Genomic DNA, 26,409 nt, shown 5'->3' with positions numbered 1-26,409 from the left:
GGCCGGGTAGGGCCGCCGCCGTCGCATCAGCCGATGGTCATCAGGCTGGCGTTGCCGCCGGCGGCCGCAGTGTTCACGCTCAGGGCGTGCTCCACCAGCAGGCGTTCCAGCGGTACGTCGGTTTCACCCTTGCCCAGGCCGTGCACGCCGACGATCGCGCCCTTGCGCTTGGCGGCCTGTTCGCACACCTCGCGCAGCTGGTCGGAATCGCCGTGGTGCAGGATGGCGTCGAAGGCGGCTTCGGCGGCGGTCCAGTCGTTGACCAGCTCGATTCGCTTCTGCACTTCCTTCGGCAGGCTGTCGCGCAGCTCGCGCTGGCTTGCCGGCCATACCGCCAGGCTGCCCACCGCCAGGGTGGCGGCCAGTTGCACCAGCAGGTCGGCACGCTCCTCGGCAATGTTCAGCACGCGCTCGCGCGGCAGCAGGGTGTAGGTGTTGCGCTCGCCGGTCGGGCCGGTCAGCACGTGGCAGGCGTAGCTCTGCGCCAGGCTGGCGAACTCGTCCGCCACCTTCGCCAGTTCCGGCTCCTGCTTGGCTGCCCAGTCGCGCAGGGCTTGCAGGGCCTTCTCGCGCTCGGCCGGGCGCGGCAGGGCCTGGACGTTGTCGCCGGCCAGCTGCCTGGCCACCGCATCGCGCGGGCGGGTCGACAGCAGACGGAACAGGTACAGCGGGCCGCCGGCCTTCGGCCCGGTGCCGGACAGGCCTTCGCCGCCGAAGGGCTGCACGCCGACCACGGCGCCGACGATGTTGCGGTTCACGTACAGGTTGCCGACGTGGGCGTTGCCCACCACCTGGCTGATGGTCTCGTCGATGCGGGTGTGCACGCCGAGAGTCAGGCCGTAGCCGGAGGCGTTGATCTGCGCCAGCAGCTGGTCCAGGTCGGAGCGCTCGTAGCGCACCAGGTGCAGCACCGGGCCGAAGATTTCGCGCTTGAGCTCGTCGAAGCTGTCCAGCTCGATCAGCGTCGGCACCACGAAGGTGCCGCGCTTGAGCGTGTCGCCGTTGACCCGCGCGGCCTGGAAGACCTTGCGGCCCTTGTCGCGCATGGCCTGGATGTGGCGGTCGATGTTGCCCTTGGCCTCGGCGTCGATCACTGGGCCGATGTCCACGTTCAGGTGCTCCGGCGAGCCAATGGTGTATTCGGCCATGGCGCCTTTGAGCATCTGCACCACGCGGTCGGCCACGTCGGCCTGCACGCACAGCACGCGCAGGGCCGAGCAGCGTTGGCCGGCGCTGTCGAAGGCGGAGTTGATCACGTCCACCACCACCTGCTCGGCCAGCGCCGAGGAGTCGACGATCATCGCGTTCATCCCGCCGGTCTCGGCGATCAGCGGAATGGCGCGGCCCTGGGCATCCAGGCGGCCGGCGATGTTGCGCTGGAGGATGCCGGCCACCTCGGTGGAGCCGGTGAACATCACGCCGCGCACGCGTTCGTCGCCGACCAGGCGGGCGCCAACGGTTTCGCCGCGGCCCGGCAGCAGCTGCAGCACGCCGGCCGGCACGCCGGCTTCGAGCAGGATGCGCACGGCCTGGGCGGCGATCAGCGGGGTCTGCTCGGCCGGCTTGGCCAGCACGGTGTTGCCGGCGGCCAGGGCGGCGGCCACCTGGCCGCTGAAGATCGCCAGCGGGAAGTTCCACGGGCTGATGCACACCACCGGGCCCAGCGGGCGGTGGCTGTCGTTGGAGAAGCTGCGGGCCTGGGCCGCGTAGTAGCGCAGGAAGTCCACCGCCTCGCGCACCTCGGCGATGGCGTTGGCGAAGGTCTTGCCGGATTCGCGCACCAGCAGGCCCATCAGCTGCTGCATCTCGCCTTCCATCTGGTCGGCGGCGCGCTCCAGCACGGCGGCGCGCTCTTCCGGCAGGGTGGACTGCCAGATCGGCCCGCTGGCCTGGGCGCTGAGCAGGGCGTTGTTGACGTCCGCCTCGCTGGCCTCGTGTACCTGGCCGACGATGTCGCGGTGATCGGCCGGGTTCTTCACCGGCTCGGCCGCGGCGAGCGCCGGGGCTTCGCCGCCGAGCACCGGCTGGGCGACGTAGGCCTGGTTGGTGCTGGTCAGCAGCGCCGAGGAGAGCGAGCCCAGGCGGTGTTCGTTGGCCAGGTCCAGGCCGGCGGAGTTGGCCCGGCCTTCGCCATACAGATCACGCGGCAGCGGGATGCGCGGGTGCGGCAGGCCGAGGGTGCCTTCCTGGGCGGCCATCTGCTCGACTTGCTGCACCGGGTCGGTCACCAGGTCCTGCAGCGAGATGCTGTGATCGGCGATACGGTTGACGAAGCTGGTGTTGGCGCCGTTTTCCAGCAGGCGGCGCACCAGGTAGGCCAGCAGCGTCTCGTGGCTGCCCACCGGGGCGTAGATGCGGCACGGGCGGTTGAACTTGCCGTCGGCGACCTTGCCCACCACCTGCTCGTACAGCGGCTCGCCCATGCCGTGCAGGCACTGGAACTCGTACTGGCCGGGGTAGTAGTTCTGCCCGGCGATCTGGTAGATGGCCGACAGCGAATGGGCGTTGTGGGTGGCGAACTGCGGGTAGATGGCCTCCGGCACCGCCAGCAGCTTGCGCGCGCAGGCGATGTAGGAAACGTCGGTATAGGGCTTGCGGGTGTAGACCGGGTAGCCCTCCAGGCCGTTGACCTGGGCCAGCTTGATCTCGCTGTCCCAGTAGGCGCCCTTCACCAGGCGGATCATCAGGCGGTGGCGGCTGCGCTTGGCCAGGTCGATCACGTAGTCGATCACGTAAGGGCAGCGCTTCTGGTAGGCCTGGATGACGAAGCCGATGCCGTTCCAGCCGCTCAGCGACGGCTCGAAGCACAGGCGCTCCAGCAGGTCGAGGGAGATTTCCAGGCGGTCGGCTTCCTCGGCGTCGATGTTGATGCCGATGTCGTACTGCTTGGCCATCTGCGTCAGGCCCAGCAGGGTCGGGTACAGCTCGTCCATCACCCGGTCGTACTGCGCGCGGCTGTAGCGCGGGTGCAGCGCCGAGAGCTTGATCGAGATGCCCGGGCCTTCGTAGATGCCGCGGCCATGAGAGGCCTTGCCGATGGCGTGGATGGCCTGCTCATAGGAGGCCAGGTAACGCTTGGCGTCCTCGTCGGTCAGCGCGGCTTCGCCGAGCATGTCGTAGGAATAGCGGAAGCCGCGGCTTTCCATGTTCGCGGCGTTGGCCAGGGCCTCGCCGATGGTCTCGCCGGTGACGAACTGCTCGCCCATCAGGCGCATGGCCATGTCCACGCCCTTGCGGATCAGCGGCTCGCCACTCTTGCCGATGATGCGGTTGAGCGAGGAAGTCATGCCCGCCTCGGTGTGGGTGGACACCAGCTTGCCGGTGATCAGCAGGCCCCAGGACGCGGCGTTGACGAACATCGACGGGCTCTGGCCCAGGTGCTGGCTCCAGTTGCCGTTGCTGATCTTGTCGCGGATCAGCGCGTCGCGGGTGGCCTTGTCCGGAATGCGCAGCAGCGCCTCGGCCAGGCACATCAGCGCCACGCCCTCCTGGGACGACAGCGAGAACTCCTGCAGCAGGCCCTGCACCAGGCCCTGGCGGCCGCCGGCGCTCTTCTGGTTGCGCAGCTTCTCGGCGATGCCCAGGGCCATCTTGTTGGCGGCCTCGGCCTTGTCCTGTGGCAGGCGGGCCTGCTCCAGCAGCATCGGCAGCGCTTCGGTTTCCGGGCGGCGGTAGGCGGAGGTGATGGCGGCGCGCAGCACGGACTGCGGCAGGATGCTTTCGGCGAAGTCCAGGAACACCTGCAGGCCCTGCTCGTTCAGCGCCTCCAGCGATTCCTCGCCGGCCGCGGCGGCCAGGCCGGACTGCGCGGCGGGGGAGAGACCACCCTCGATCTGCTCCAGATAGTTGAAGATCGCCTGCTTGATGATCCAGTGCGGCGTGCGCTCGATGGCTTGGGCGGCTTGCTTCAGACGTTCACGGGTGGCGTCGTCCAGCTTCACGCCAAGGGTGGTGGTGGCCATGGTTGTACCTGTTATTGAAAGTGGGCACGGCGGAAATGTGGCGAGAATTTAAACGCCGGACGACAAAGGTGCAACCAGGTGCAACCAGCCATTGGTCGAACTCGACGGACTGTGTAGAAAGGTGACCCTGCCGGCGGATGCAGCGGATGCCCGGCGATCGCTGCAAGAAGCGGACCTTGCCTTGCATTTTAGGAGAGCGGGCATCTGCGCGCTGGGGCGGGAGCGGGGTTGCACCTTTTCGGTACGCAGAGGCCTGACTCTGCCCGTAACCATGGCCCGCAAAAGGATTGAACGCCAGCGAAGCGGCCGTGGTCGATGCTGGTGTCAGTAGCCACAGTTACAAGGGGCACCCGCCATGGACCTGATCCGCATCCTCATCGCCATCATCCTCCCGCCCCTGGGCGTGTTCCTCCAGGTGGGCTTCGGCGGGGCGTTCTGGTTGAACATCCTGCTGACGTTGCTGGGGTACATCCCCGGTATCGTGCATGCGGTTTACATCATTGCGAAGCGGTGAAGGCTGCTGCATGGCCGGGGGTGTCGTCGCCGGGGTGGCGTTCGGCGGCCCTCTCCCTAACCCTCTCCCTGAAGGGAGAGGGGACCGTTGGGCAGACGCTGTCATTCTGGAGTCAGCCGGCAACACCGAAAGTTACCGACTGAAGCCGGTCCCCCTCTCGGCACGAACAAGCCCCCTCTCCCTTCAGGGAGAGGGCTGGGGAGAGGGAGCCCAAGTCAAAGACCACACCAGAGCCAACCCTGGCGCCCCGTAGGATGGCGTTGAGCGCAGCGATACCCATCACCATGAATACCACCCACCCTACGACTCCCGCCGAACCTCCCGCTCCATCAACCCCACCGCATCCCCAAACCGCACCCACAACTTCCCCTGCCAATCCAGCACGCTCAACTGCTGCCCCTGCACCCGCTTCACCCTTCGCCGCGGCAAATCCGGATCACTCTGCCGCGCATCCCGCAACGCCGGCACCACCTCATTGCTCAACCACTGCCGCAAGCCCCGGTTCTCCGGGTGATAGAAATGCACCATCAGCAACGCATACACGCCGCTCTCGCTGACCAGCCACTCACGCGTCACCTCGCCGCCAGCCACCTGCAGACACTCGAACCGCTGCTGATCGGCATCCAGTTTGTGGATAACCCGCGTGGACACATGGCTGTTGGTCAGCCGCGCCAGGTCGCGCCCGACGAACCACGCCTGGTTCTCGATCAGCACCGCCCGCAGGGGCCGGCGATGGCGTAGGAACACGGAAGGGACGAGGACGGAATCGGAAGTAGAAGAAAGGCTCATGCTGTCGCTCCTTGCTGCATCGAAGAAGCCGCCACCCAGGCAATCCGGAGAAGGGAGGCGGACCGTGCAAGGGTGGAAAACCGGATAACGAGTAAGCCGGCCGGGCAAGCGCCCGCCTCGCACGGTCCGCCAAAAGCGTACAGGGCACTACCGGCACGTCGTGCCTACTTCGCCCTGAAAGAGTGGACCGCTCGTTAATCAGGTTTCCACACCTGGCCACGTCTGATCCGTGGCAGGTGGAACGCTACGCAGCCGTCTTGTAAGACGGCAACGCCAATGCCTCGCAGGAAACTTCCCTGTTTTCAGTTGCTGCCAATCCCATTGCATCGCCCAAAGCCTCGGCACTCTTCAATTGCGGCGGAGCGCCTGACGGCAAGATTGAAATTCGGGTGTGTAGTGTGTGTAGATAATCACAGCCTTGGTGTGTAGCATACACACCAAGGCTGGGCGGAGGGACGATGCGCAGTCGAGAAATCATGGAGTTGATCCGGGCGGATGGCTGGTTCCTGGTGGAGGTGAAAGGCAGTCATCATCAGTTCCGGCATTTCACCAAGAAGGGGCGGGTGACGGTTCCCCACCCCAGGAGCAACCTGCCGATCGGGACCGTGAACAGCATTCTGCGCCAGGCCGGCCTGCGATGAGTCGGCCGTCAGCCCAGGAGGAGGGCATCAACATGAAATTCCCCGTGGTTCTGCACAAGGACGCCGACTCGGATTACGGCGTGACCATCCCTGACGTGCCTGGCTGCTTCTCCGCCGGCGGCACCGTCAGCCAGGCGCTGGAAAACGTCCAGGAAGCCCTGGCCCTGCACTTCGAAGGCCTGGTGGCCGACGGCGAGACGCTCCCGCAAGCCCAGGAAGTGGACACCCACATGGGCAACCCCGACTACGCCGGCGGCGTCTGGGCGGTGGTCGACTTCGACGTCACCCCCTACCTGGGCAAGGCCGTGCGCTTCAACGCCAGCCTCCCGGAAAACCTCCTGCAACGCATCGACGAACGCGTGAAGCGCGACCATCGCTACGCCTCTCGCTCCGGCTTCCTGGCTACCGCCGCGCTGCGTGAGTTGTCTTCGAACTGAGCCAGACGCTGCGCAATCAGGCGGCTTTTCGCGGGGCGCGAAGAGTGCATGGCAAGCCCTTTTGGGAGGGTGAGCCGAATAAACAGATTATTCGGCTCATTTCATGAATCGATTGTGCGAGCTATCCAGAGATGCTGGAGGTACCGCCATGACCATCACGACTCTATCCAGTCGAGAACTTGACCAGGATGTTACCCGCGCAAAGAAGGCGGCCAAGCAAGGGCCGGTGTTCATCACGAATCGTGGCAAGCCCGCTCATGTGTTGTTGAGCATCGAGGAATACCAGCGGCTTACGAAGCAGCGTCGCAACATTGCCGATTCTCTGGCTATGCCGGACGTTGCGGACATCGAGTTTGAAGCATCACGTGTGATCATCGGCACCCAGCCGGCTGACTTCTCATGATGTTCGTTCTCGACACCAACGTGGTGTCCGAACTGCGAAAGGTTCGGGCCGGCAAAGCTGACCCGAACGTTGCGGCATGGAGTGAAAGCGTCGATGCCGCCGAGCTTTTCATGTCTGCCATCGCCATCATGGAACTGAAGCTCGGTGTTCTGCCGATTGAGCGAAAAGACGCCACCCAAGGGGCCTTGCTGCGTGCGTGGCTGGAGCAACATTGTTGCCGGAGTTCTCTGGACGAACATTGCCAATCGATACAGCGGTGGCGCAACGCTGCGCCCGGTTGCACGTACCCGACAAGCGAGGCGAGCGTGACGCGCTCATTGCCGCGACGGCCCTCGTTCATGGCATGACGGTAGTCACTCGCAATGTGGCTGATTTCGAAGCGACAGGAGTGTTCATCCTCAATCCGTGGGAGGCGGTGCAATAGAGGCTTGTTTTCTACACGATTCAGCGCTCTTCGCGGTCGTCCTGTCGCTTGGCTGCTGGCAAGGTCGAGGCAGGCCAATTGATCTGGTAGCGAGTGCTGCGCCCGCCGCCTGGCAGGCGGACCAGGCAGCCCTTGTCGAGCAAGTCGCCCAGATGGCGGGTTGCGGTTGCCTTGGAAACCTTCGCCACGGCCTGGTACTGGGCCGCGCTGATGCCTTGCTCGAACCCGCCGCGTTCGCCCAGCAGATCGCCATCGAGCAGGCGGTTGAGCACCTTCAGCTGTTCGGCTGAAAGCACCTGCTCCGTGGTGCGCCTGCCAGAAGCGCGCCTTGCCCAGAACCCGGTCGATACGTGCCAGCGCCTGCTCCAGGCTTTTCAGCAGGGTGGCCAGGAACCACTCCAGCCAGGCGGTGATATCGAGCGAAGCCTTCTGGCGGCTTTCCAGTATCCGGTAGTAGCCGCGCCGATCCTCGAGAATGCTGGCGGGCATGGCATAGAAGCGGATGGCCTGCTGCTCGCCCTGAGCCAGGGCCAGGTCGGTGATGGCGCGAGTCAGCCGCCCGTTACCATCATCGAAGGGATGCAGGGTCACGAACCAGAAGTGCGCGATGCCGGCTCGCAGTAGTGGGTCCAAAGCAACATCGGCACGGCTGCTGGCGAACCAGTCGAGAAAGGCCAGAAGCTGCACTTCCAGCCCCGCGCGTGGCGGTGCCTCGAAATGCACCGTGGGCCGGTCGAGCCGGCCAGAGACCACCTGCATTGGCTCGTCGCCCCGCAGATCGCCGACGTGGATTCGAGCGTGTGGAGACGTGTCGCCCATTGGAAAAAGCAGGCGGTGCCAATGCAGCAGGCGCTCCAGCGTCAGTGGCTGCGCATGGCCGCGCGTGGCATCCAGCATCAGCTCGGCCAAGCCCTCGGAGCGCGGCGTACCGCGCCCGCCACTCTCCAGGCCCAGCCGCCGCGCCAGGGAGGAGCGCACCGACTCGACATTCAACTGCTCGCCCTCGATGGCGGAACTGGTGACGATATTCTGCAGCAACGCATCCAGCGCATTCTCCGCATCACTGCCGGCATCGATCGTCCCAGCCATGCCCAGCAGACGCCCCTGGGCCTGGGCACAACTGCGCAGCAGCGGGGCAAGACGCTCGGCCTGCCAGCGGAAATCCGGCCAGTCAGGCTGCTGCCAGATCCAGAGGGGCTCGTTCATGGCATGTCTTCCAAGGGGGGTGAGCCGAATAAATGGACTATTCGGCTCATTGAGTGAGCCGATTGTGCGAGCTATTCGGCTCAGCGTCCAGCTACCCGTGGAGTGAATGTGGACGTCTTGTGGGCACTTCGGCGGGCTCTGAAGGGGCCGGAAGGGCCTGAAAGCCTCTCCCAGAAATGCCAAAGCCGCGCAATGCGCGGCTTTGAAGGTGGTGGGCCCACACGGACTCGAACCGTGGACCAAAGGATTATGAGTTGCCTAGAAACGCTGCAAACCCAGTGAAATCGTGCGTAGCTTCGCGCAGGTACAATTAGCTGAAAGTAGCGTCGTAGAGGGGATTAAGCGTAATTTGGCGAAATCTGTAAAAGCTGGGCACTGTACCGTCAGTGTACTGTTTTTTGTACTGCCCAGCTGCCGCATGTGAGCGGCAGCTGGCGGTTCTTTGCCGTACAAAAGCAATAGAAGGTCAAACTGGGCTTGGGTTATCCAAGTGTCGCTGAGACGGCCTGCTTCCAATCGTTTTCCATCAAAAGCTGAAACTGAATCTGCTCACCTTGGAATGCCAGGTCAAGCTGACCTATCGTGGTAGCCTCATCGGCATACTGGGTCAACAGATCGAACAGCTTACGCTTGTACTCGGTGTCATCATTGCCTTTGAGGTGGTCGCCCTTGGTTTCCAGTACCGAGAAGCGGAATTTGCCATTCTCCGTGCCATGCACGCAGGCCAGAAGGTCGGGGTACACGCGGTGGCGTTGCCAGCCTTGCAGGCCGTATGAGCGCTGATTTACAGCGATACGGTGCCACCAGTACACGCACTTATGCTCATCCAGATACCAGGCCGTGTTCTTTTCCAGATCATTGAACTCTTTCTGATAGACCTTCTCGAACAGGCTTTTCTCCAAAGGCTCGCCATTTTTCCGGTGCAGCAGCGGATCAATATCAGCCACGTCTATTTCCAGCGTCTCGGCTATTTTCCAGTTCAACGCCGGATCATTGGGCGACACCAACCGCAAGGCGATATCACCGCTCGCCAGCTTGGCGCGGAACAGCGACTCTGCCATGGTACTCACCTGTCCACGAAGATCCATCTTCATGGTGTGTACTAAGTCGAGCCGGTTGATATAAATCTGTTCCTCACTGACCCCGCTGGCGCGCAGCGCACCAAGAGTCTCTTCAAGAAGACGCATGCCCTGCCATGGGTTGGGCACAACGTCCAATAGCTGACGCACCAGATAGGGGGCATCTAGCCCCTCTTTCGGCAGGGCCTCAATCTCCTGATGGTCAAGCTGGAAATCCTGTTGCCCAGACTCTTTGGACTTTTTATCCAAGACCGTCACACGTGCCACTGTCCGTTGCAGCTTGTCGTCATCCATAGCGGCCTTGTCAGCAGACAGAAACTGCAAAGCATCCCAATCCAATGCGCCCAGCACATCACGCTCGTAGTCCAGCGCACGGTAGCCATCCGAGGCGCTGCTATCCCGATGTAAAACGCGGGGCAGAAAGATGGGCGGTAGTCCGGCAAATTTCTGATTTCGCCCTACTGTTTCCCTGCGCATATTACGGGCCTGCCCGTTGCCTGGATCTACTGCTTTGACGCTAGAGGCCAGGTCTGCCATGCCTTCGTCTTCCAGCCCCTTGCGCACTCCATTTATTGCGTCCGTTACATCCTGATCGAAGGTGAAGACGTAACACTCATCCAGCGCTTCCGCGCCTGTTGTCCTGGCATGAGGTTGCCGCAGTACGCGCCCTATCATTTGGGTCAGGGCTGTTGTGGCCGTCGTGCGCGAAAGAACAGCTAGCACGTAGGCAAAAGGGCAGTCCCAGCCCTCACGCAGGGCATCCTTAGTGATTATGAAGCGTACCGCAGAGGTAGGTGACAACAGGTCTTCGTCTGCCAGTTCATCATCACTGGAGGTCTTGAGGCGAATATGCTCTTCCTTCACCCCTAGCTGGTCGCGCAGGTATTCACGGGCGTCCTCGGCATGCACAAACCCTGCATCGCGCTGCTCTTTGCCTGTACGTTCCACTCGCACCAGTACGATAGGACGAATATAACGGCCAGACGTATTCTGGAACGCCAGCGCAGCCTCTTCCAATTCCTGTTGCTTGGCATGAGCCAGCGATAGTGTGTGCTTCCAGCCGCCCTTGTCTTCGTTGATGACATTGATCGGCAGTTTAATCATTTCCTCATCTTTGAGGTCTGTCCCTGGAACGTTGACCAGCACGTTCGACTGATGCCTGCCGTTAGTATTGGGTGTTGCTGACAGCTCTAGGATGAAGCGCGGATTGAAGCCAGCCAGAGTGTCGCGGGCCGTATCGGAATAGGCTTTATGGCCCTCATCAATCACGACCACCGGGCGCACTAGCCGGAGCACATTACCCAGACTTTGTTTGATCGATACCGAACCAGGCACAACGCCATCGGCATACCCGAGGTCGGCCAAGTCATTCTGGTCAAGGTTGGGCACTTGCCCCAGCAGAGCTGCATATTGGCTTCGTTGTCGTCCTCCAAGGGGAAGAAGGAAGTAAAGCGGCCGCTGTCTCGGAACATTCGCAGTGTTTCCTTGGACTGGCGCGCCGCAGAAGGCAGCATCAGCAGCAGGACGCACAACTGCTCTTCTACATCCTTGCGAGTGAAGGTATCTCCCTTCTCAAGTAGCTTCACGCGGCCACCAGACGCCCGTTCCAGCATCTGCCGGTAAGGGTGCTCCCTGTTGGCCAATTGCTTCCATGTTTGCCGGTAAATCGCATCCGAGGGCACGACCCATAGCACCATGCCGGTTTGACGCTTGAAGTAATCCGTCTGTACTCGCTCAAGGGAGGCGGTTGCCAACAGTGTTTTGCCGCCGCCGGTTGGTACCTTCAGACAGGTACTCGGAATCGAGCCACCCAAGCCATCATGACGCGACAGGTACGAGGCCACCACCGGCTTGCCGTCGTGATAGAGATAGGGCAACAAGCGTTCCGTATTGAGCTGATCCCAAGCTTCTCGGCAATAATCGCCTAGGCTCGCCGCCTTGCCCTTGCTCTTCTGAAACTCGACAAAGTCTTCGGCTTCTTCACGCTTCTCTGCCAGCACAGTTAGGTAGCGGTCCAGCCGATCGAGTACCCCTTGTTGGTATTCTTTGAGCTCCATGCTCAATCCCCCAGGATCCGGTGGACGGCATAAGGCAGTTGGCAGAATTCGATGCGCCGCGCCGTCAGCTCCTTCTGGCTCATGAACTTGGCCACTGCGAACACGATGGCCCGCTTGCCATTCTGGTTACCGGCTTCAATCGCGGCCATTCGCTCGGCATTCAGTGCAGCGTCATTCGACCGCAGCCACACCTTGTCGGGCTGATAGAACAGGTGGATACGGAATAGGTCGGTTTCCCCGATCAGGCCATCCGTAGCTGGCTTACTCACCTTATCCAGCGACTGCCCAGTGGCGGTGTAGAACACATAACGGGACAGAGCTTCAAAACCGGGCATTCCCTCTCCGGTCAGTAGACTTTCAATGTCAATGGGCTCACCTAGGGTGCAGTAGGTGAAGCTGCCACCAAGACCCAGCGCGGTTTCTTTCACCGTGCGCTGACCGGTTACAGTCAGTACGCCATTCTTGATCTCTTTCTTAATACTGTCGTACTCATGACCGTGAAGGTTCTCGATGGAAGCAATGTGGTCCATCACCTTCTTATGTCTTTTCTCATTCCCGAAAGAGCTCCAAGTGATATTTTCCCGGTATAGCTCTTCACGTTTAATACCTGTGTAGGGGTAACCCTTAATTACGCGACGAACACGTTCGGCAGTAAGGGTGTCGGCGTAGTCTTCGCACTCAATAAGAATAAATCGCCGGTTGCCGCCATCCTTCTTGTTCGCTCCAAGAACAGCATGTGCAGTAGTTGCAGACCCTGCGAAAGAGTCTAAAATAAGAGAGTCTTTGTGGGTGGCAATCTCCAAAATTCTTGAAAGCAGTCGAACTGGCTTGATCGTGTCAAAGTCTTTAACGGGCCCTCCCATAACTTCCGTGAGTTCTTTTTTAGCCTCGTCAGTATGTCCTGCTTCATCGCTGGGCCACCATGTCCACGGCACAAACCCCTCGATTTCTGACGTGTACCTGATAATATTTGGCTGCGAGTTTTCGTCCTGTCCGAAATAAACTCTACCTGCTTTTCGAAATTTTTCGAACTCGCTTTCCACCATGCTCCAACACCGGCCTGGAGGTGGTGTATGGACCTTGCCGCCAGGAGCCACAATCTCGTACATCTGATTCTTTCTATGCCCTTGGGCAGTCATTGGTATCGGACGCCAGCTATCATTTTTTTCGGGATCAAAGTTGCTATAAACCTTAAGCTGATCCTCAGTAGGGTATAGCTTGTTACGAGTGGCCTTGAAATGCTCTTTATTCATCGCATATACGTGGATATAGTCATGAACGTCTCCAATGGCCTCTCGGTTCTCCCTCGAATATCTTTTTTGCCAAACTAGAGTGGCTACATGCTGCTCTTCTCCAAATATTTCGTCGAGAAGATCTCTTAGTCGATGACCTTCATGATCATCAATGGCTACAAAGATTACACCAGTAGGGCTTAGAAGATCCTTCAGAAGGTTCAGCCTTGGCCACATCATGCACAGCCACTTGTCATGCCTTTCCATGTCCTCTTTATCCACTGGGTTGGCTGATTTTTTCAGCCATTCCTTCATTAGTGGTGAGCGGACATTGTCGTTGTAACTCCAGCCCTCCTTGCCGGTGTTATAGGGAGGGTCGATAAAAATGCAATCCACCTTGCCTGCATGAGTGGGCAACAGCGCTTTTAGCGCTTCCAAGTTGTCACCATGAATAATCAGATTGTCATCTAGCGACGGCTGTTTACCTTCAGTGGGTTGCGACTTTTCAGGTACGACCTGTAACTCGCGGAACGGCACCCCGAGGTGGTGAGAATAAACAAACTGCTTACCCTTAAATTCCAACGTTGGCATTACAAACTCCTGATCCAGTCAAAGCACGCTTTGAAAGCGGGCACTTGTTGTTCTATATCAGCAGCTGCCATGGCGCGTAGCAGCTGCTCTTGTTCAATGATGGCTTCCTCGCCCTTGTCGACGGTATTCGTTACCTGTTCGATGCAACCCTGTGTCCAGGCCCACACCCCGTTGGCCTTCAACGCTTCGTGAGAGCGTTCAGCAATGGTGCGCCCTTCGTCATCTGCGGCGAACTGAGCCCAAACGTCGGCTGCCATCCAGCCTTTTTGCTTGTCATTCTGAGGTAGTCCATTACCGCTTAGGGTGAAACCATGATCCGGTTGCATACGGGCTAGGCGAGCTTTGGCGTCACTCAAGTCTTCGGCATCTTTCCCCAACAGGCCACCAGACCGGGCATGGGTATAGCAAAAATCCAGATCTACTACTGCGCAAGCTTTAATCCCCATGGCCGCTAGCACTGGAAGCGCTTTGGGTATGTCGGCACAGGAGCCCAGCGATACAAAGGCGACATGATCCAGTTCCGGAGGGGTTCCGTAAAGCCGCTCGTACGCCAGTGGTAGCAAACGGCGGTCAGTTTTACCCTCGCACAGTACCACTCGCTCAGCGAAGTAGATGTCCGCTAGATTGCCCAACTCAAACAATGCACGCGATTGGCTTTCAGCATTATTCAGCGCTTCATCAACTGCCTGGCGGAGTGGTTTTTGAGTGGTTACGCCGCGATCTGGTTTTTTCCCCACGATTACTATGTCGGCAGTGTTCTCACGGCTCAGCATCAGGGGTGAATGTGTGGCGAAGACGACCTGAAAGCCAGCTTCAGCCAAGCTGGCGAGTGCTTGGCGTAAACGTCTTACACCCTGAGGGTGTAAGTACAGTTCGGGTTCATCAATGAGCAAGAGACGACGTGAAGGGCGACGGACATCTCCCGCACGCGTTCCCGCCAAGTGGCGGATCAATGCCATTTGAATGGCACGTTGGGCACCTGTGCCCATTTGGTCAAAACGACGTCGATCACCTATCATGTTGTCGGTGACGTGTAAATCACCTGCCTTGAAGAACTCTTTTAAATCGATCACCTGTAGGTCGAGATCTAGCGACAGCCCAGGGAAAAAGTGTGCCAGCGATGCAGTTGCATCGTTATCAAACTGTTGTAAATGAGCAGAGCGATTGTTGCCGCCTGCAGTAAGAATTTGCCTAATTGTATCGAGTGCGTGACTCAGGTCTGCATGTGCTTCGAGCACTGGAACCATTATCTCATCGAGCAAGGCTTTGATGGTGGTGCCTGCTTTCGCTTTGCCTAAGTCTTCGCCAATGTCATGCATGGCCTGGATCACCAGCGGCTCAGGTAGCAGAACCGAAACTGCTTGCGGCAGGCCTGTAGGGTAGGCGCGCCAGTGTGAGGGTAAGCCGGTATCGAGACATTGAGCTATATCCCAGACTTCCTTGGTGATTGCTTTGGTGCTTGGCCCGGTGGCCACAACACGAATCCATAAGCGGCCCTCGCGGCAATACGGTTCTATTGCCTGACGGTGCTTTTCTTCAGGAATACGAGCTAGCACCTCTTCGTTGATACCTTCGATACATGCCGCGATTTCTACTGGCTGCTCTGCGTCGAAAAAATCAGCGGTAGCAAGTGCTCCGGGTTTGAGTACCCAACCAATAGCTTGAAGAATGGTGGACTTGCCAGCGTTATTTTGGCCTACCAGAGGTGTGTAGCTTTCAAGGGGGAGAGAAACATCACGGCAAGCACGAAAGTTCTTGATTACGAGGTGGCTCAAGCGATGCATTTTGAGTCCTTATATTTTGGATGTGTCAAAGTCGCTATGCAGATCTACGCGACTCTATATCTGTCGTAGTTCAGGGGCTGTGTTCTAGAGTCTTTGCATCGTCCGGCACTTGGGAAACGCCGAGCAGCCCAAGAATTGCTGCCCTGTTTTCGGCCCTGATTTCACGGTGCGGATTAGTAGTGTGCTGCCGCATTTCGGGCATTGCCGCTCTGCTGTCGGATCGCTACGGCGTTTGAGGTTCTGCACGTGCTCGCGGTGGGTGGCGTATGTCGGCGTGCGTCGCCCGGTTTGGAGGGCATTCAGCATGGTTTCGACTTCGGTCGTACTGAACACTGGTTGCCGGAACGACTTGATGTAGCGGATAAAGCCGATTCCCTGGGTGACGTTGGCCGGCACATCGGTTTTGAAGGTACTGCCGCCGACGAAGGTGATGACCGAATGCAGGTGCTCGGGGTTGACGCCAAGGGTGGCTTCCAGGGCCTTGAGGTGCTTGTAGTTCTGCCGCAGCGGGCTCTGGAATTTGAAGGTGCGTTTGTAGATCTTCTGCGTCCACTGCGCCTGCTTCTCGTTGCCGAAGATCCATCCGCTCATGTTCTTCGTTTCCAGCACGAAGATGCCGTAGGGCGAGAGGAATACGTGGTCGATCTGGGTGGTGCCGTCTGGCGTGCTCAGGGTGACATTGTGCAGGCGGCGGTAGGTCTGCTTGTCCAACTGCCAGTGGGCAAACAGCCGCACCAGGAGTTCGCCGATGTGGCCCTTGGCCCAAGGCGACTTGAGCAGGCCGATCAGCAGTATCAGCGGGATAAACCAGGCGGCAGTGCCCCAGACCTGAGCGATGATGGGGGTGAAGTCCATTTCTTGACCTTCGGCGATCCTTTGATTGTGCGGATCTTACCGAAACTAAGCACGAAGGACTTCACGGGAACGCTGGCGTAACGGCGCTGTACCGTTTTCGTACCTTGGGACCAAAGCGCTGATCCAGATACTACGGCTGTAGAAAGCACAAAGCCGCGCAATGCGCGGCTTTGAAGGTGGTGGGCCCACACGGACTCGAACCGTGGACCAAAGGATTATGAGTCCTCTGCTCTAACCGACTGAGCTATAGGCCCCCAGAAGGCCGGCGGATTATACCGGCGTCCCTTGCGCGGTGCCAATCGGATGCAGTGGGGTGAGGAAGCGGGCTGCGAACTGTTCCGCAGGCAGGGGCGGGCTGAGGGCGTAGCCCTGGACCTGGTCGCAGCCTTCTTCGGCGAGGAAGCGTTCCTGTTCTTCGCGTTCCACGCCTTCGGCGATGATGGTCAGGTTCATGCTGCGGCCCAGGGCGATGATGGCGCGGGCGATGGCGGCGTCGTGCGGGTCGTCCGGCAGGCCGTGGACGAAGGACTGGTCGATCTTGAGGATGTCCAGCGGCAGTTGCTTGAGGTAGCTGAGCGAGGAGTAGCCGGTGCCGAAGTCGTCGATGGCCAGTTGCACGCCCAGGCGTTTCAGGGCGTGCAGGGTGGTCAGGGCCTCGTCGGTCTGGTGCATCAGGAAGTTCTCGGTGATCTCCAGTTGCAGCCTGGGGGCGTGCAGGTTGTAGCGCTGCAGCAGTTCGCGCACCTGGTCTACCACGTCGTGCTGATAGAGCTGGGCGCCGGCGAGGTTCACCGACAGTGGGCCGAAGGCTGCGTGGCTCTGTTGCCAGCGGCTCATCTGCCGGCAGGCTTCTTCCAGCACCCAGGTGCCCAGGGGCAGGATCAGCCCGGTTTCCTCGGCCAGGGGGATGAAGCGGTCTGGCGGGATGGCGCCGTACTTGGGATGGCTCCAGCGGATCAGCGCCTCGGCGCCGACCAGCGCGCCGGTGTCCAGGGCCTGCTTGGGCTGGTAGTAGAGCTGTAGCTGGTGGGTTTCCAGGGCGCGGCGCAGTTCGTGTTCCAGGGCCACGCGTTCGTTGGCCTGGAAGGTCAGCTCGCGGGTGTAGAACTCGACGCGGTTGCGGCCTTGGGCCTTGGCCCGGTACATGGCCGCGTCGGCGTTCTTCACCAGGGTGGCGACGTCCTTGCCGTCCACCGGGAACAGGCTGATGCCGATGCTGGCGCTGACGAAGAATTCCTTGTCATCGGCGACGAAGGCGTGGCTGAAGCAGTTCAGCAGTTTTTTCGCCACGTGCTCGGCGTCGGCGCTCTGGTGCAGGCCGGGCAGCAGGATGATGAATTCGTCGCCGCCCTGGCGGGCTACGGTGTCGATGTCGCGCAGCTGTTCGCGCAGGCGCCGGGCGATGGATTTCAGCAGCTGGTCGCCGACCGGGTGGCCGAGGCTGTCGTTGATGTGCTTGAAGCGGTCCAGGTCGAGGAACAGCACGGCGCCCAGCTGCTGTTCTTCCTGGCTTTCCTTCAGGGCGGAGGTCAGGCGCGATTCGAACAGCAGGCGGTTGGGCAGGCCGGTGAGCGGGTCGTGGTGGGCCTGGTAGTCGAGACGGGCCTGGGCGTACTTGAGCGTGGAGATGTCGGCGAAGACGCCGACGAAGTGGCTGGTTTCGCCGTTGTTGCCCCGCACGGCGCTGATGGTCAGCCACTCCGGGTAGAGTTCGCCGCTCTTGCGCCGGTTCCAGATCTCGCCCTGCCAGTGGCCTTCGGCGTTGAGGTGGTGCCACATGGCGACGTAGAAGCTGCTGTCGTGCTGCCCCGAGGCCAGCAGGCGCGGCGACTGGCCCAGCACTTCGTCCTCGCCGTAGCCGGTGATTTCGCTGAAGGCGCGGTTGACCGCGATCATGCGCTGGCTGGCGTCGGTGATCATCACGCCTTCGGCGGTGCTTTCGAACACGGTGGCGGCCAGGGTGAGCTTTTCCTGCATCTGCTGGCGTTCGGTGATGTCGCGGGCGATGGTCAGCAGGCAGTCTTCGCCGCTGATGACGATGTGGTGCGCCGAGAGTTCGCAGAGCCGGGCAGCGCCTTCGCGGGTGCGTATGAAGGCGGTGAAGTCCTGCACCGTCGAGCGTTCGCGAATCATCTGCAGCAGGCGCTCGCGGTCCTGCGGGTCGGCCCACAGGCCCAGTTCCAGGGTCGAGCGCTCGCTGGCGCTCTCGCGGCCGTAGCCGGTGATGCGGGTGAAGCCTTCGTTGGCCTCCAGCAGCAGGCCGTCGCGGATGCGGGTGATGAGCATGCCGTCGGGGGAGGCGTGGAAGGCCTTGGCGAATTTTTCCTCGGAGGCGCGCAGTTGCTCCTGGGTCTGCTTGAGCTGGGAGATGTTGCGCGCCACCACCACCAGGGCGGGCGTGTCGTCCAGCGCCACGCGCTGGGCCGAGAGCAGGGCGGTGAAGCGGGTGCCGTCGCGGCGGTGCAGGCTGATCTCGATGTTGTTGAGGTTCTCGCCCTGCAGGCGTTCGAGCATGCGCGGGCCCATGCCCGGTTCGCTCCAGATGTTCAGCTCGGTGGCGGTCTTGCCCAGGGCTTCGCTGGCGGGAATGCCGACCTGCTGTTCGAAGGTGCTGTTCACCGCCAGCAGGCGCCCGTCGATGCGCCGGGCGAGGACGATGATGTCCGGGCAGTGGTGGAACACCGAGGCGAACTTCTGCTCGGACAGGCGCAGCGCCTGCTCGGTGCGCTTGGCCTCGGTGATGTCGATCATCAGGCCGCGCAGGATGAGTTCGTCGCCGTGGCGGATGAGGGTGACGATGTCGCGGATCCACACCACGCGGCCATCGGCGGCGAGCATCCGGTAGTCCAGGCTGTGGTTGCGCCCGGCGCGGCTTTCCGAGAAGCAGAAGCTCACCGCCTGTTCGGCGTCGGCCGGGTGCAGGGTGCGCTGCCAGAAGCCCGGCTGCAGCCATTCGTGCTGCGGGTAGCCCAGCAGTTCCTGGGCGTGGGGCGAGACGTAGGTGAAGCGGTTTTCCGACAGGCGCATTTCCCAGGCGATGGCGGCCATGCTCTCGACCAGGCCGCGGAAATGCTGCTCGCTGTCGCGCAGGGCCTGTTCGAGCCTCACCCGCCGCGCCACTTCGCCGCGCAGGCGGCGGTTCATCGCTACCAGGATGGCGACTATCGCCAGGCTCACCAGCAGGGCCGGCAGGCCGATGCTTAGCAGGTGGTGCGACCAGGCCGGGCGGTTGTCCAGCAGGCCGCCGACCCAGGGTGTCTGCAGGGCTTCGACCTCGTCGCTGCTGAGTTCGGCGAAGAGTTTGTCGAGGATGCCGGCGAGCATTGCATCGTTGCGCGGCACGGCCATGGCCAACTGGTAGCGATAGGGCGTCTCGCCGCTGATCTGGATGCCTTCGAGCTTGAGCTGGCGCAGGCTCCAGACGCTGGAGGCGAAGTCGCCGACGAAGGCGTCGACCTGCCCGGTAGCCAGGGCCTGCAGGGCCGCCGCGACGCTCGGCAGGGGCAGCAGGTTGAGGTCCGGGTGCTTGGCGATCAGCAGTTCATGGGGCGCGTAGTGGTCGACCACGCCGACCTTCAGGCCGTACAGCGCCCGCAGGTTTTCCGGGTTGGGGCCATCCTTGCGGGCAAGGATGACGATGGGGAAGTCCAGGTAGGGGCGGGTGAAGGTCAGGTATTCGCTGCGTTCGGGCGTGGCCATGATGCCCGGTAGCAGGTCGACCTGGCCGTTGCGCGCCTGCTGCAGGACTTCGTTCCAACTGCTCGGTTCGCTGGGCTGCATGCCGACCTGCAGGCGGTCGCTGATCAGTTGCACGTAGCTGGCGGCGAGCCCCTGGTAGCGGCCCTGGTCGTCACGGAATTCGAAGGGCGGCCAGGAGGCGTCCACGCCCAGGCGCAGCTGCGGATGCTGGCGCAGCCAGGCCTGCTCTTCCGGTGTGAGGGTGAGCGCCTGCGCCTGGAGGACCCAGCATGCCAAGCACAACAGAAGAGCCTGCAGACGCGGCATGGGAGCCTCGGACCCGGGGAGTGGATATGCCGAAGTGTAGTCGGGCCCCGGCCGCTCCAGTAGCCCCCTGCCAGTATCCCTGAAAGAAAAACCCCCGGGCTGTGCCGGGGGGTCTTCGATCACTCGTCGAGGAAGGAGCGCAGGTGTTCGCTTCGCGACGGGTGGCGCAGCTTGCGCAGCGCCTTGGCTTCGATCTGGCGGATACGCTCGCGGGTCACATCGAACTGCTTGCCGACTTCCTCGAGGGTGTGGTCGGTGTTCATGTCGATGCCGAAGCGCATGCGCAGCACCTTGGCTTCCCGCGCGGTGAGGCCGGCGAGGACTTCGCGGGTGGCTTCCTTGAGGCTCTCGCTGGTCGCCACTTCGATGGGCGACTGCATGGTGGAGTCCTCGATGAAGTCGCCCAGGTGCGAGTCTTCGTCGTCACCGATCGGGGTTTCCATGGAGATCGGTTCCTTGGCGATCTTCAGGACCTTGCGGATCTTGTCTTCCGGCATGTCCATGCGTTCGCCCAGCTCTTCCGGGGTCGGTTCGCGGCCCATTTCCTGCAGCATCTGGCGGGAAATGCGGTTGAGCTTGTTGATGGTCTCGATCATGTGCACCGGGATACGGATGGTGCGCGCCTGGTCGGCGATCGAACGGGTGATCGCCTGGCGGATCCACCAGGTGGCGTAGGTCGAGAACTTGTAGCCGCGGCGGTATTCGAACTTGTCCACCGCCTTCATCAGGCCGATGTTGCCTTCCTGGATCAGGTCGAGGAACTGCAGGCCGCGGTTGGTGTACTTCTTGGCGATGGAGATCACCAGACGCAGGTTCGCCTCGACCATTTCCTTCTTGGCGCGGCGGGCCTTGGCCTCGCCGATGGACATGGCGCGGTTGACGTCCTTGATCTCGGAGACCTTGAGGTCGACGTTGCTTTCCAGCGCGGACAGCTTCTGCTGGTTGCGGATGACGTCGTCCTTCACGCGCTCCAGGGCTTCGGCGTACTTCGGCTTGGCCTTGAGCACGCTGTCGACCCAGGCTTCGTCGGTTTCCCGGCCGGGGAACAGGCGCAGGAAATCGGCGCGCGGCATGCGGGCGTCACGCACGCACAGTTGCATGATGGCGCGTTCCTGGCGGCGCACCTGGTCCAGGGCGTCGCGCACGCGGGTGACCAGGGCGTCGAACTGCTTGGGCACCAGCTTGATCGGCATGAACAGTTCGGCCAGGGCGAGCATTTCCGCATCGGCCTGCTTGCTGCCGCGGCCGTGCTTCTTCAGCGCCTTCTTGGTCTTGTCCAGCTGGTCGGCGACCAGGCCGAAGCGGCGCGCGGCCTCTTCCGGGTCCGGACCGCCGTCGCCTTCGTCTTCGCTGTCGTCGTCGGACTCCTCGTCCTCTTCCTCGTCATCCTTGGCCTTGGCGTCGCCGCCCTTGTCCTTGAGGTCGAGTTCGACTTCCTCGGCGGGAACCGAGCCGTCGTCCGGGTCGATGTAGCCGCTGAGGATGTCGGACAGGCGGCCGCCTTCGCTGACCACCCGCTGGTATTCGTCGAGGATGCCGTCCACCGCGCCAGGGAACTGGGCGATGGCGCTCATGACTTCGCGGATGCCTTCCTCGATGCGTTTGGCGATTTCGATCTCGCCTTCGCGGGTCAGCAGTTCCACGGTGCCCATTTCGCGCATGTACATGCGCACCGGGTCAGTGGTGCGGCCGACGTCGCTCTCCACCGCGGCCAGGGCAGCGGCGGCCTCTTCGGCTGCGGCTTCGTCAGTATCGGTTTCGGCCAGCAACAGGGCATCCGCATCCGGGGCTGTCTCGAATACGTTGATCCCCATGTCGTTGATCATGCGGATGATGTCTTCCACCTGTTCCGGATCGGAAATATCCTCCGGCAGGTGGTCGTTGACCTCCGCGTAAGTCAGGTAGCCCTGCTCACGACCACGGCTGATCAACTCTTTGAGACGAGATTGCTGTTGCGCTTTTCCGGACATAACACCCTATCCACTGAAGGTCTTGGCGGGCTGAAATAAGCCGAGGATTATACCAGCTTCGAGGCTTCAGGCGCCAGTTCAGCTCTGGGGGCCTGGTGAAGAGGCATTGCTGAAGTGTTCCCTCAATAGAGCTTTCTCTTCGTCAGTCAGTTCACTGGGGCTCTTCTGCATCACGCTGCGCAGCCGCGCCTCGCGGCTGTTGTGCAGTTGACTGTGTGCAAGTGTAGTAATGGTGTCGCAGAACTGCTTTTCAAGATTGCCCTGGTCGATCAGCCATTCCTTTTCCGCCAGGGCCTGCAGCAGGCGTCCTTGTGGGGTGCCGTGCCAGCGCGCGATCAGTTGCATCGAGCGCTGCTTCGGGTTCTTCTGCAGCGCTTCGACGAGCGCTGCCAGCAGCTGCGAGTAGGTCTGCCCTTCGTTGGCGAAATGGCTGGCGTCCTCGACCTTCTGCGCCAGCTGCGGGTGGTGCAGCAGGGTGCGCAGCGCAGTCAGGGTGGGCGATTCGACGCTGATCTCGGTGCGCGGCTGGCGCGGGGCGAAGTCGCCGCGCTTGCCGCCCTTGCCACCTTTGCCGTCCCATTTGCGCTCGCCCTTCCAGGGCTTCTTGCCCGCTTTGCCGCCAGCGAAATCCGACGGCGCCTCGAAATAGCTGGCGCTGTCCTGGTAGCTGGGCTCGCCGTGATCGGCGAAGTGGCCTACATCGTAGTCGCTGTATTCATGCGCGTGGCTGTCCGGGGCGACGCTTGGCGTGGCTTGGCCGTGCCCTTGGCCACTACTGCTTGAGCGTGGCGCGTTCAGGTGGTTGAGCGCCTCGCCGCTCAGTCCGGTGAGCTGGCCCAGGCGCTGGCGCATCAGCAGGCGCAGGGTGTTGCCGGGGATCTTCTCCAGCAGCGGGCCGGCCAGGGTCGCCAGGTGCGCCTTGCCTTCCAGGGTGCTGGGGTCGGCTTCCTGCATCAGTTGCTGGAAGAAGTAGTCGGCCAGCGGCTGGGCCTGCTGCACCAGGCGCGCACGGAAGGCGTCGGGGCCTTCGGCGCGGACCAGGCTGTCCGGGTCCTCGCCCTCGGGGAGGAACAGGAAGCGGATCTTGCGGCCGTCCTGCAGGTTCGGCAGGGCCGATTCCAGGGCGCGCCAGGCGGCCTTGCGCCCGGCCTGGTCGCCGTCGAAGCAGAACAGGATGTTCGGCACCAGGCGGAACAGGCGCTTGATGTGTTCCTCGCTGGTGGCGGTGCCGAGGGTGGCCACGGCGTTGCGGATGCCCTGTTGCGCCAGGGCGATCACGTCCATGTAGCCTTCCACCACCATGATTTCGTCGAGGTCGCGGTTGTTCTTGCGCGCCTCGAACAGCCCGTAGAGTTCCTGGCCCTTGTGGAATACCGGGGTTTCCGGGGAGTTCAGGTACTTGGGCTTGTCGTCGCCCAGCACCCGGCCGCCGAAGGCGATCACCCGCCCGCGGCTGTCGCGGATGGGGAAGATCACCCGGTCGCGGAAGCGGTCGTAGCGCTTGCCGCTGTCGGGGTTCTCCACCAGCAGGCCGGCGTCGAGCATGGCCTTGAGCTGCAGGTTGTCACCGCCCAGGTGCTTGAGCAGGTTGTCCCAGCCCGGCGGGGCGAAGCCCAGGCCGAAGTCGCGGGCGATCTCGCCGGTCAGGCCGCGGCCCTTGAGGTACTCCACCGCGGCCTTGCGCGCCGGGTGGCTTTTCAGTGCCTGGCGGTAGTAGTCGGCGGCGGCGTTCAGCAGCGGGTACAGCGGCGAGTCGGTCGGCTGCCGCGGCTTGCCGCGCCGGCCTTCCTCGCGGGGGATGTCCATGCCGGCGCGCTTGGCCAGGTCCTCCACGGCCTGGACGAAGTCCAGGTTGTCGTGGTCCATGATGAAGCCCAGCGCGTTGCCGCCGGCGCCGCAGCCGAAGCAGTAGTAGAACTGCTTGTCGGGGCTGACGGTGAAGGAGGGCGTCTTCTCCTTGTGGAACGGGCAGCAGGCGCTGTAGTTCTTGCCGGTCTTCTTCAGCTGGATGCGCGAACTCACCACATCGAGGATGTCGGTGCGGTTGAGCAGGTCATCGATGAAGGATTGCGGAATCAGGCCGGCCATAGACTCGTCGGGACGCAGGATGGACCCAGGCATACACCCAAGGCTGGCTTGGAGTATGGCATTTCATGGGGCGTGAAAAGCAAAAAACTCCGAGCTTCGCCAGGTGCGAATCGGAGTGCGGTGTAGCTTTTCAGGCACTCGCCCGGCGAGTGGGCCGGGCGATGTGCAGAGCGTGCGGCTGAGTCGAACTCAGTACAGACGCTCGCGGCGGCGCTGTTCGCGCTGCACTTTCTTGGCGTGACGCTTGACGGCAGCAGCGGCCTTGCGCTTGCGCTCGGCGGTGGGCTTCTCGTAGAACTCGCGGCTACGGACTTCAGCCAGTACACCGGCTTTTTCGCAGGAGCGCTTGAAACGACGCAGGGCTACGTCGAAGGGTTCGTTCTCTTTAACTTTGACGGCGGGCATCCAGGTCGTACCTTCAATGATTACCGGGGATTTATCGCGCTCCTGGCAGTAGGCACTGGAGACGGCGGTTTTCAAGGGTTGCGGATATTAACGGTTCGGGCTCAGGAATGCAAAGCCTCCGATCGAAAAACGCTGGTCGGTACCCGCAGCGGGCGATTATCATGCGCCGCTTCCCATTTGCCCAGAGTTGAAGGCTCGAACCCATGCGTGTGCTGGGGTTGGAAACCTCCTGCGACGAAACCGGCGTCGCCCTCTACGACAGCGAACACGGCCTGCTGGCCGACGCGCTGTTCAGTCAGATAGACCTGCATCGCGTCTACGGCGGGGTCGTGCCCGAGCTGGCCTCGCGCGACCACGTCAAGCGCATGCTGCCGCTGATCCGCCAGGTGCTCGACGAGGCCGGCTGCCAGCCGGAGCAGATCGACGCCATCGCCTACACCGCCGGCCCCGGCCTGGTGGGCGCGCTGCTCGTCGGCGCCTCCTGCGCCCAGGCCCTGGCGTTCGCCTGGGGCATACCGGCGGTCGGCGTGCACCACATGGAAGGCCACCTGCTGGCGCCCATGCTGGAAGAGCAGCCGCCGCAGTTCCCGTTCGTCGCCTTGCTGGTCTCCGGCGGCCACACCCAGCTGGTGCGGGTGGATGGCATCGGCCGCTACCAGCTGCTCGGCGAGTCCCTGGACGACGCCGCCGGCGAGGCCTTCGACAAGACCGCCAAGCTGCTCGGCCTGGGCTACCCCGGTGGCCCGGAGATCGCCCGCCTGGCGGAACAAGGCACGCCGGGGCGCTTCGTCTTCCCGCGGCCGATGACCGACCGTCCGGGCCTGGACTTCAGCTTCAGCGGCCTGAAGACCTTCGCCCTGAACACCTGGCAGCGTTGCCGGGAGGCGGGCGACGACGGCGAGCAGACGCGCTGCGATATCGCCCTGGCGTTCCAGCAGGCGGTGGTCGAGACGCTGACCATCAAGTGCCGCCGCGCCCTCAAGCAGACCGGCCTGAAGAACCTGGTGATCGCCGGCGGGGTGAGCGCCAACCGCGCCCTGCGCGAGCACCTGCAGAAGATGCTCGGCGAACTCCGCGGCCAGGTGTTCTATGCCCGCCCGCGGTTCTGCACCGACAACGGCGCGATGATCGCCTACGCCGGCTGCCAGCGCCTGCTGGCCGGCCAGCACGACGGCCCGGCGATCGACGTGCGCGCGCGCTGGCCGATGGAGTCGCTGCCGGCGGTATAAAAAGATGGCTGCAAGCGACAGGCGGCAAGCTGCCAGCGGCGTGCCGCCACTTTTCGCTTGCAGCTTGTCGCTGGTGGCTTGAAGCTCCCTGTCCTAGAAATGTCGCTCGCGCCCGGCTACGAGGTCGCGCAGGTTGCCGCGGTGGCGCCAGACGATGAGCCCGGTCAGCACCGTCATCGGCAGCAGCGCCGCCGGCAGTTGCCAGGCCAGCAGCGGCAGGGTGAGCGGAGTGGCGACCAGCGAGGCGAGCGAGCTGGTGCGTGACAGTTTGAAGGTGAGCAGCCAGGCCACCGCGGCGAGCAGCGCGGCCGGCGGGTAGAGCGCCAGGAGCATGCCGGCGGCGGTGGCCACGCCCTTGCCGCCGCGGAAGTTGAAGTACAGCGGGTAGAGGTGGCCGATCACCGCCGCCACGCCGACCCAGGCCTCCTGCATCGCGCCCAGGCCGAACAGGCGGGCGACGAGCACCGGCACCAGGCCCTTGGCCAGGTCGCCGACGAGGGTGAGGATGGCGGCCTTCTTCCCGGCCAGGCGCAGCATGTTGGTGGCGCCGGGGTTGCCGGAGCCGCCGGCGCGCGGGTCGGCGGTGCCGAAGAGGCGACTGAGGAGTACCGCGAAGGACAGCGAGCCGAGCAGGTAGGCGAGGATCGCCAAGAGCCAGACCATGGTTTCCACCGGGGACGAGACTGTCCCCGATTCTAGCGGGGTGGCGTACGCTTGTCGTGCACTGGCCTTGGAGCA

17 protein-coding genes, 1 tRNA gene and 2 pseudogenes are annotated in these 26,409 nt (G+C 62.4%); 6 read left to right on the top strand and 14 right to left on the bottom strand.

Features of this window, described 5'->3' with window-relative positions:
* Nucleotides 1–26 precede the first annotated feature (26 nt).
* A complete protein-coding gene (gene putA, locus PM1_RS27530; RefSeq protein WP_009615516.1) occupies nt 27–3,962 on the bottom strand; it encodes a trifunctional transcriptional regulator/proline dehydrogenase/L-glutamate gamma-semialdehyde dehydrogenase in 3,936 nt (1,311 codons plus the stop codon).
* Nucleotides 3,963–4,317: 355 nt separating this feature from the next.
* Here putA and PM1_RS27525 point away from each other — a divergent pair, with 355 nt between their 5' ends.
* A complete protein-coding gene (locus PM1_RS27525) occupies nt 4,318–4,476 on the top strand; it encodes a YqaE/Pmp3 family membrane protein (RefSeq protein WP_009615518.1) in 159 nt (52 codons plus the stop codon).
* 300 nt (nt 4,477–4,776) lie between these two features.
* On the opposite strand, the gene PM1_RS27520 is transcribed toward PM1_RS27525, so the two are convergent.
* On the bottom strand, nt 4,777–5,265 hold the full coding sequence (locus tag PM1_RS27520; protein WP_009615520.1) for a BRO-N domain-containing protein: 489 nt from the start codon (nt 5,263–5,265) through the stop codon (nt 4,777–4,779).
* 458 nt (nt 5,266–5,723) lie between these two features.
* On the opposite strand from PM1_RS27520, the gene PM1_RS27515 reads away from it, so the two are divergent.
* The 4 genes and pseudogenes from PM1_RS27515 to PM1_RS27500 all read left to right on the top strand — a co-directional run bounded on the left by PM1_RS27515 (nt 5,724) and on the right by PM1_RS27500 (nt 7,170).
* Nucleotides 5,724–5,906 (top strand): type II toxin-antitoxin system HicA family toxin, encoded by a 183-nt coding sequence (locus PM1_RS27515; RefSeq protein WP_009615522.1) that lies wholly within the window; start codon nt 5,724–5,726, stop codon nt 5,904–5,906.
* A gap of 32 nt (nt 5,907–5,938) precedes the next feature.
* Complete coding sequence (locus PM1_RS27510) at nt 5,939–6,343, top strand: type II toxin-antitoxin system HicB family antitoxin (RefSeq protein WP_009615524.1); 405 nt, start codon at nt 5,939–5,941, stop codon at nt 6,341–6,343.
* A 148-nt stretch (nt 6,344–6,491) separates the two neighbouring features.
* Entirely contained in the window at nt 6,492–6,746 is a 255-nt protein-coding gene (locus PM1_RS27505; protein ID WP_009615526.1) for a type II toxin-antitoxin system Phd/YefM family antitoxin, read from the top strand.
* A pseudogene (locus PM1_RS27500) lies at nt 6,746–7,170 on the top strand (PIN domain-containing protein). Before PM1_RS27505 ends, PM1_RS27500 begins: the two are co-directional and overlap by 1 nt.
* Before the next feature lie 20 nt (nt 7,171–7,190).
* Here the strand turns inward: PM1_RS27500 and PM1_RS27495 are convergent.
* The 11 genes and pseudogenes from PM1_RS27495 to rpsU form a co-directional block, all read right to left on the bottom strand.
* Nucleotides 7,191–8,376: pseudogene (locus PM1_RS27495) on the bottom strand (Fic family protein).
* Nucleotides 8,377–8,858: 482 nt separating this feature from the next.
* The gene (locus PM1_RS27490) at nt 8,859–10,820 is read right to left on the bottom strand and encodes a DEAD/DEAH box helicase (RefSeq protein WP_202964458.1); all 1,962 of its coding nucleotides are present in this window, start codon (nt 10,818–10,820) and stop codon (nt 8,859–8,861) included.
* Complete coding sequence (locus PM1_RS27485; protein WP_009615531.1) at nt 10,739–11,512, bottom strand: DEAD/DEAH box helicase family protein; 774 nt, start codon at nt 11,510–11,512, stop codon at nt 10,739–10,741. Before PM1_RS27485 ends, PM1_RS27490 begins: the two co-directional genes overlap by 82 nt.
* A 2-nt stretch (nt 11,513–11,514) precedes the next feature.
* On the bottom strand, nt 11,515–13,335 hold the full coding sequence (locus PM1_RS27480) for a site-specific DNA-methyltransferase (RefSeq protein ID WP_043299885.1): 1,821 nt from the start codon (nt 13,333–13,335) through the stop codon (nt 11,515–11,517).
* Nucleotides 13,335–15,119: an ATP-dependent nuclease gene (locus tag PM1_RS27475; protein ID WP_009615535.1), complete on the bottom strand. Its 1,785-nt coding sequence runs from the start codon at nt 15,117–15,119 to the stop codon at nt 13,335–13,337. The genes PM1_RS27480 and PM1_RS27475 overlap by 1 nt, the downstream gene beginning before the upstream one ends.
* An 84-nt stretch (nt 15,120–15,203) precedes the next feature.
* Nucleotides 15,204–15,974 carry a nuclease-related domain-containing protein gene (locus PM1_RS27470; RefSeq protein WP_009615537.1) on the bottom strand — a complete coding sequence of 257 codons (771 nt, stop codon included), beginning with the start codon at nt 15,972–15,974 and terminating at the stop codon, nt 15,204–15,206.
* Nucleotides 15,975–16,151: 177 nt separating this feature from the next.
* Nucleotides 16,152–16,228, bottom strand: a tRNA-Ile gene (locus tag PM1_RS27465).
* A gap of 16 nt (nt 16,229–16,244) precedes the next feature.
* Nucleotides 16,245–19,979 carry a bifunctional diguanylate cyclase/phosphodiesterase gene (locus PM1_RS27460; protein WP_009615538.1) on the bottom strand — a complete coding sequence of 1,245 codons (3,735 nt, stop codon included), beginning with the start codon at nt 19,977–19,979 and terminating at the stop codon, nt 16,245–16,247.
* A gap of 119 nt (nt 19,980–20,098) precedes the next feature.
* A complete protein-coding gene (rpoD, locus tag PM1_RS27455; protein WP_009615539.1) occupies nt 20,099–21,949 on the bottom strand; it encodes an RNA polymerase sigma factor RpoD in 1,851 nt (616 codons plus the stop codon).
* 78 nt (nt 21,950–22,027) lie between these two features.
* Entirely contained in the window at nt 22,028–24,037 is a 2,010-nt protein-coding gene (dnaG, locus tag PM1_RS27450) for a DNA primase (RefSeq protein WP_043299887.1), read from the bottom strand.
* 189 nt (nt 24,038–24,226) lie between these two features.
* The gene (gene rpsU / locus PM1_RS27445; protein WP_003085057.1) at nt 24,227–24,442 is read right to left on the bottom strand and encodes a 30S ribosomal protein S21; all 216 of its coding nucleotides are present in this window, start codon (nt 24,440–24,442) and stop codon (nt 24,227–24,229) included.
* A gap of 203 nt (nt 24,443–24,645) precedes the next feature.
* Between rpsU and tsaD the strand changes: the two genes are divergently transcribed.
* Entirely contained in the window at nt 24,646–25,671 is a 1,026-nt protein-coding gene (gene tsaD, locus PM1_RS27440) for a tRNA (adenosine(37)-N6)-threonylcarbamoyltransferase complex transferase subunit TsaD (RefSeq protein ID WP_009615560.1), read from the top strand.
* Between the two features lie 93 nt (nt 25,672–25,764).
* Here the strand turns inward: tsaD and plsY are convergent, their stop codons facing one another.
* A complete protein-coding gene (plsY, locus tag PM1_RS27435; protein WP_009615562.1) occupies nt 25,765–26,334 on the bottom strand; it encodes a glycerol-3-phosphate 1-O-acyltransferase PlsY in 570 nt (189 codons plus the stop codon).
* Nucleotides 26,335–26,409: the final 75 nt, after the last annotated feature.

The sequence above is a fragment of the Pseudomonas sp. M1 genome (genome assembly GCF_022760135.1).
In the GTDB taxonomy this organism is placed as follows: domain Bacteria; phylum Pseudomonadota; class Gammaproteobacteria; order Pseudomonadales; family Pseudomonadaceae; genus Pseudomonas; species Pseudomonas citronellolis.
This window is presented reverse-complemented; position numbering and strand designations above follow the sequence as displayed.

Excerpts from the sequence above, each read along its gene's own strand:
- PM1_RS27475 (WP_009615535.1), bottom strand. The coding sequence starts at position 15,119 with ATGCATCGCTTGAGCCACCTCGTAATCAAGAACTTTCGTGCTTGCCGT.
- tsaD (WP_009615560.1), top strand. The coding sequence starts at position 24,646 with ATGCGTGTGCTGGGGTTGGAAACCTCCTGCGACGAAACCGGCGTCGCC.
- PM1_RS27505 (WP_009615526.1), top strand. The coding sequence starts at position 6,492 with ATGACCATCACGACTCTATCCAGTCGAGAACTTGACCAGGATGTTACC.
- PM1_RS27485 (WP_009615531.1), bottom strand. The coding sequence starts at position 11,512 with ATGGAGCTCAAAGAATACCAACAAGGGGTACTCGATCGGCTGGACCGC.
- rpoD (WP_009615539.1), bottom strand. The coding sequence starts at position 21,949 with ATGTCCGGAAAAGCGCAACAGCAATCTCGTCTCAAAGAGTTGATCAGC.
- PM1_RS27525 (WP_009615518.1), top strand. The coding sequence starts at position 4,318 with ATGGACCTGATCCGCATCCTCATCGCCATCATCCTCCCGCCCCTGGGC.
- plsY (WP_009615562.1), bottom strand. The coding sequence starts at position 26,334 with ATGGTCTGGCTCTTGGCGATCCTCGCCTACCTGCTCGGCTCGCTGTCC.
- rpsU (WP_003085057.1), bottom strand. The coding sequence starts at position 24,442 with ATGCCCGCCGTCAAAGTTAAAGAGAACGAACCCTTCGACGTAGCCCTG.
- PM1_RS27460 (WP_009615538.1), bottom strand. The coding sequence starts at position 19,979 with ATGCCGCGTCTGCAGGCTCTTCTGTTGTGCTTGGCATGCTGGGTCCTC.
- PM1_RS27515 (WP_009615522.1), top strand. The coding sequence starts at position 5,724 with ATGCGCAGTCGAGAAATCATGGAGTTGATCCGGGCGGATGGCTGGTTC.
- PM1_RS27480 (WP_043299885.1), bottom strand. The coding sequence starts at position 13,335 with ATGCCAACGTTGGAATTTAAGGGTAAGCAGTTTGTTTATTCTCACCAC.
- PM1_RS27520 (WP_009615520.1), bottom strand. The coding sequence starts at position 5,265 with ATGAGCCTTTCTTCTACTTCCGATTCCGTCCTCGTCCCTTCCGTGTTC.
- PM1_RS27470 (WP_009615537.1), bottom strand. The coding sequence starts at position 15,974 with ATGGACTTCACCCCCATCATCGCTCAGGTCTGGGGCACTGCCGCCTGG.
- putA (WP_009615516.1), bottom strand. The coding sequence starts at position 3,962 with ATGGCCACCACCACCCTTGGCGTGAAGCTGGACGACGCCACCCGTGAA.
- dnaG (WP_043299887.1), bottom strand. The coding sequence starts at position 24,037 with ATGGCCGGCCTGATTCCGCAATCCTTCATCGATGACCTGCTCAACCGC.
- PM1_RS27510 (WP_009615524.1), top strand. The coding sequence starts at position 5,939 with ATGAAATTCCCCGTGGTTCTGCACAAGGACGCCGACTCGGATTACGGC.